Origin of the sequence: Mesorhizobium sp. M7A.F.Ca.CA.002.05.1.1 (assembly GCF_003998335.1) — a bacterium.
Lineage (GTDB): Bacteria > Pseudomonadota > Alphaproteobacteria > Rhizobiales > Rhizobiaceae > Mesorhizobium.
This window is the reverse complement of the sequence record NZ_RZQI01000407.1, coordinates 1-5158: the sequence shown is the minus strand read 5'-3', so window position 1 is coordinate 5158 and position 5158 is coordinate 1. Positions and strand designations below refer to the sequence as shown.

Sequence of the window (5158 nt, the reverse complement as noted above, 5' to 3'; positions counted from 1 at the left end):
ACACATCAGCGATGCCCATGCCGAGATAGAGCATGTCGCGCGCCTGCAATTCGAAGGACTGGCCGCCGGCCTTGATGACGCCTGCACCGCCGATGTTGACGGCGATCAGCTCGCGACGGTCGAGAAAGTTCTTGGTGCCGGTCGGCTTGATCGTTTCCAGTTGAAGCGCGGCGTCCGTCGGCACGGCGCCGCCGACGATCATGCGGTCGTAATGTGTGTAGGTCAGGCTGATGCGGCCGGGCTGGAACAGGCCGTCAATGTGAAAGTTGTGGCGCAGCTCATCGGTTCCCATCGCCGCGGCGGCGACCGGGTCGATGGCAAAGCGGGATGTATAGTCGGTGTGGCTCTGGTTCATTTCAATCCTGACTTGAGATGGGTCATTCGCCGGCGGCGGCCTTGACCGAACTGGAATAAAAAGCCTGACGCGCATGCAGGCGTTCGCGGTAACGCTGCTGGCTGGCGGTGAGGTGCGCGCGCATCGCCTCTCGCGCGGCCTCGGCATCGCCAGAGGTAATGGCGTTGAGGATCACCAGGTGCTCGCGCTGCAGTCCGCGCTGGTAGCTATCGGATTGCGCCAATTCGGTCGACCAGGGCGAAGTCACGTCGCACGGGATGGCGCGCCGGCCGAGCACGTCGAGCATCTCGACATAGAATGGGTTGCTGGTGGCGCTGGCGATCGCGCGATGGAAGGCGAGGTCGGCCGGACCGGTCGGCTCGCTGGCAAGCAGCAGCCGCTCGAATTCGAAGAAGGCTTCCTGGATCGCCGCCTCCTGCGCGGCATTGCGGCGGACGGCGGCGATCCCGGCCGATTCAATCTCGATCGCCAGCCGCACTTCGAGCACGTTGAGCGCGATCGAATCCTTGCTGCCCATGTCCGCGGCCAGCGCGCCGAACATTGTCGAGATGTGCTCTGTGACGAAGACACCGGCGCCCTGGCGCGGTTCGACCAGCCCGTCGGCGGCAAGCTTGGCCAGCGCCTCGCGGATGACGGTGCGGCTGACGCCGAAGGTTTCGGTCAGTTGGCCTTCGGTCGGCAATTTATGGCCGGGCAGGATCTCACCCGCCTGCAACTGCTTGCGGATCGTCGTGACTACTGTCTCCGACAGTTTGGGTTTTCTCTCGACCCTGAGGTCGGTTGCGGTGTCCGATGCCATGTCGCCCCTATTTGAAGACGCTCGGTAGCCAGAGCGAAATGGCCGGAATATAAGTGACGAGCCCCAGTACCACGAGCCCGGCCCCATAGAACGGCCAGATCGAGCGCATCGCCTCCCAGACGGATATCTTGCCCACTGCGCACGCCACGAACTGCACAGCGCCCACCGGCGGCGTATTCAGCCCGATGCCGAAGTTGAGGATCATGATAACGCCAAAATGTACCGGGTCGACGCCGTAGGCTTGCGCCACGGGCAGGAAGATCGGCGTGCAGATGATGATCGTCGGCCCCATGTCCATGAAGGTGCCGAGGAACAGCATCAAGACGTTGAGCAGGAGAAGCACGACCAGCGGATCGTCCGAGATCGCGTTCATGGAGGCTATGAGCGCTGCCGGCACTTTCAGGAAGGCCATCAACCACGAGAACGCCGCCGCCATGCCGATGATGAGCAGCACCATGGCCGTGGTGCGCACGGCACCATGGGTGGCATGAACGAAACCTTCCCAAGTCATCTGCCGGTAAACGAAGACAGTGACGAGCAACGCATAGATGACCGCGACACAGGAACTCTCGGTCGCCGTGAAAACGCCCGATCGTACGCCACCGAAGATGATCGCGATCAGCAGCAGGCCGGGCACCGCGACAGCGAAGAGATGCGCGACGGCGGTGAAGCCCGGAAACGGCTCGGTCGGATAGCCGCGGGAGCGCGCCACGAAATAGGCGGTGATCATCAGCGACAGGGCCAACAGCAGGCCCGGAATGATGCCGGCCGTGAACAGGTCGGCGATGGAGATCTTTCCACCTGCCGAGATCGAGTAGATGATCATGTTGTGCGACGGCGGCAGGAGCAGCGCGATCAGCGCTGCCATCGACGTGACGTTGACGGCGTAATCCGCTCCATATCCACGCGCCTTCATCTGCGGGATCATCAAGCCGCCGACCGCCGCTGCCTCGGCCACCGCGGACCCCGAAATGCCGCCGAACAGTGTAGCGGTCGCAATGTTGACCTGCCCGAGGCCTCCTCGCAAATGGCCGACGAGCGAGCCGGCGAAGGCAACGATCTTGCTGGCGATGCCGCCGCGCACCATCAAGTCGCCGGCATAGATGAAGAAGGGAATGGCCAGCAGCGAAAAGACGCTCATGCCGGAATTCAGGCGCTGGAACACGATGAGCGGCGGCAGGCCCATATAGAGGACGGTGGCAAAGCTTGCGACGCCGAGGCAGAAAGCGATCGGCGTGCCGATAAGCATCAGAAGGGTGAAGACGCCGAAGAGAATCCAGAGTTCCATGGCGTCAGACCTTCACGTTCGCCGTGTCGAGCTCGGTTGCGACTTCCGCCGGCGGCAGTTCATCGAGCACATCGTCGATCGGCGCACCGGAGAGGCGAAGCACGATGCGCTCCAGCGTGAAGAGCACGACGAGCACGCCTCCCGCGACCAGCGGGACGTAGTCCCAGCCCCCCGATATGCCGAGCGACGGCAAGGTAGCGCCCCAGGTCAATGCGACCAGTTGGCTACCATACCAGATCATACCGATGCCGAAGGCGAGCGCGACGAGGTCCGAGATCATCCGCAGCCAACGCTTGCCGCCTTTGGGCAGTACGTAGAGCAGGACGTCGAAGCCGAGGTGATAGTTCTCGCGCACGCCGACGGCAGCGCCGAGGAAAATGAACCAGCTCATCAGCATCACCGAGCCCTGCTCGGTCCAGCTTGGCGAGCGGTTCAGGACATAACGACCGAACACCTGCCAGGCGACGAAGGCGGTCATCAGCACCAGCCCGATGCCTGCGACCCATAGCGCCGCTGTGCTGACGCGCGACATCATGCGCGCGACGCCGGACAGGGGCGGTCTGTGTTCTGGGCTGGAGGTCACCGGTTCTCTCCGCAAGAGGACGGCGGCGCGGAATGCCCGCGCCGCCGCTTGATCACTGCACGGCCTTGATGGCTTCGACCATGGCCTTCAGCTTGTCGTCCTTGACATGCTTCTCGTAGACCGGACCCATGGCGTCGATGAAGGGCTGCTTGTCCGGCGTCGTGATCTGCGAACCGGCCGCCTCGACCTTGGCGCGCGATTCCTTGACCTTGGCGGTCCACAGCTCGCGCTGCCTGGCGACGCTCTCCTTGGCGGCCGCCTTGAAGATCGCCTGATCCTCCGGCGTCAGCTTGTCCCAGCTCGACTTCGCCATGACGAAGGCTTCCGGCACCATAGTGTGCTCGTCGAGCGAATAGAACTTGGCGACTTCCGCATGCTTGGCGGTGTCGTAGCTCGGAAAATTGTTTTCCGCGCCGTCGATGACCCCGGTCTCGATCGCCGAATACACCTCGCCATACGGCATCGGCGTCGCGTTGGCGCCGAGTGCCGCCACCATGTCGACGAAGATGTCGGACTGGATGACGCGGAACTTCATGCCGGACAGATCGGCTAATGAGTTGATCGGTTTCTTCGAATTGTAGAAGGAGCGCGCGCCGCTGTCGTAAAAGGCGAGCAGCACCAGCCCGACCTGTTCGAACGCCGCCGCGATCTGGTCGCCGACCGCCCCGTCCATGACCTTGTGCATATGGTCTTCCGAGCGGAAGATGTAGGGCAGCGAGGGCACCGTGGTTTCGGGAATGAGCCCGTTGAACGGCGCCATCGAGATGCGGTTGAGGTCGATCACGCCGGTGCGAACCTGCTCGATCGTGTCCTTTTCTTCGCCGAGCTGCGCGGAATGATAGAGCTCGACCGCATAGCGGCCGGCCGTACGCTCCTTTACAAGCTCGCCGAAATATTTGACTGCCTCGACCGTCGGATAGCCGTCCGGGTGGGTGTCGGACGAGCGCAGAACCGTCTGGGCGCTTGCCGTTCCGGCCATCAGTGCGGCGGCGAGTAGCGCAACTCCCGTCAGTCTTGAAAAATGCAACATGGTTTCCTCCCTTTGCATTGCGGGCGAGTTGCCCCTTCAGAGCCGATACGCCTTTTTCGCCAGCGTATAGGTCAGTTCCCGCGCCAGCTCATGCGCCTCGTCCTCGCGCAGCCGATGCTCGGCGACGAGACGCGCCAGGAACGCGCAGTCGACTCGCCGCGCCACATCGTGACGCGCCGGGATCGATGGAAAGGCACGGGTGTCGTCGTTGAAACCGACGGTGTTGTAGAAGCCGGCCGTCTCGGTGGTCATCTCGCGGAAGCGCCGCATGCCTTCCGGGCTGTCGTGGAACCACCATGCCGGCCCGAGCTTCAGCGCCGGGTAGACACCGGCCAGCGGCGCCAGCTCGCGCGCATAACTGGTCTCGTCGAGCGTGAACAGGATGACGGTGAGGTCGCGCTCCAGCCCGACGCAGTCGAGCAGCGGCTTCAGCGCCGTCACATAATCGGTCCTGGTCGGGATATCGAAACCCTTGTCGCGGCCGAATTTCTGGAAGATCGCGGGCGAATGATTGCGCCAGGAGCCGGGATGGATCTGCAGGACCAGTCCATCGTCGAGGCTCATCTTGGCCATCTCGGTCAGCATCTGGGCGCGGAACAGTTTTCGCTCGCGCTCATCGTCGGAACCACGGCGAATCCGATTGAACAGCTCTTGCGCCGCCGCATCCGAAAGATTGGCGGTCTCGGCCGTCGGATGGCCATGATCCGACGAAGTCGCGCCGAAGCTTTTGAAGAAGGCACGCCGCTGGCGATGCGCATCGAGATAGCCGGCCCAATTGCCGGTGTCGCAGCCGGTGATCTCACCGAGCCGGTCGAGATTGGTTGAAAACCCTTCGAAATCTGGGTCGACGACCGCGTCCGGCCGATAGGCGGTGATAACGCGGCCCTGCCAGCCGCTGTCGCGAATCATCTGGTGCCATTGGAGATCGTCGAGCGCGCCTTCCGTGGTCGCGATGACCTCGATGTTGAAACGCTCGAACAGCGCGCGCGGGCGAAAATTCTCCCACTGCAGCAGCGTCGCGATGGTGTCGTAGTGGCGGTCGGCAGTCGCCGCGGTCAGCGGTTCGTCGATGCCGAACAGATCGGCGAGCACATGATCGAACC

Annotated in this window: 5 protein-coding genes and 1 pseudogene; all 6 read right to left on the bottom strand. The window is 63.1% G+C overall.

Annotated features, from left to right (window positions below):
- Positions 1–355 (bottom strand): annotated as a pseudogene (locus EN939_RS20070) (5-dehydro-4-deoxy-D-glucuronate isomerase); the annotation flags it as partial.
- Positions 356–377: 22 nt separating this feature from the next.
- Positions 378–1154 (bottom strand): FadR/GntR family transcriptional regulator, encoded by a 777-nt coding sequence (locus tag EN939_RS20065; protein ID WP_127269375.1) that lies wholly within the window; start codon positions 1152–1154, stop codon positions 378–380.
- Between the two features lie 7 nt (positions 1155–1161).
- The gene (locus tag EN939_RS20060) at positions 1162–2442 is read right to left on the bottom strand and encodes a TRAP transporter large permease (protein WP_127269374.1); all 1281 of its coding nucleotides are present in this window, start codon (positions 2440–2442) and stop codon (positions 1162–1164) included.
- 4 nt (positions 2443–2446) lie between these two features.
- On the bottom strand, positions 2447–2977 hold the full coding sequence (locus tag EN939_RS20055; RefSeq protein WP_127269376.1) for a TRAP transporter small permease: 531 nt from the start codon (positions 2975–2977) through the stop codon (positions 2447–2449).
- 100 nt (positions 2978–3077) lie between these two features.
- The gene (locus tag EN939_RS20050; RefSeq protein WP_372958886.1) at positions 3078–4004 is read right to left on the bottom strand and encodes a TRAP transporter substrate-binding protein; all 927 of its coding nucleotides are present in this window, start codon (positions 4002–4004) and stop codon (positions 3078–3080) included.
- Between the two features lie 87 nt (positions 4005–4091).
- On the bottom strand, positions 4092–5158 hold a 1067-nt coding region (gene uxaC, locus EN939_RS20045; protein WP_127269372.1), incomplete at its 5' end, for a glucuronate isomerase.

Bases quoted from the DNA above. Each gene is read 5' to 3' on its own strand.
- EN939_RS20065 (WP_127269375.1), bottom strand. From the start codon at position 1,154: ATGGCATCGGACACCGCAACCGACCTCAGGGTCGAGAGAAAACCCAAA.
- EN939_RS20060 (WP_127269374.1), bottom strand. From the start codon at position 2,442: ATGGAACTCTGGATTCTCTTCGGCGTCTTCACCCTTCTGATGCTTATC.
- EN939_RS20055 (WP_127269376.1), bottom strand. From the start codon at position 2,977: ATGATGTCGCGCGTCAGCACAGCGGCGCTATGGGTCGCAGGCATCGGG.
- EN939_RS20050 (WP_372958886.1), bottom strand. From the start codon at position 4,004: ATGGCCGGAACGGCAAGCGCCCAGACGGTTCTGCGCTCGTCCGACACC.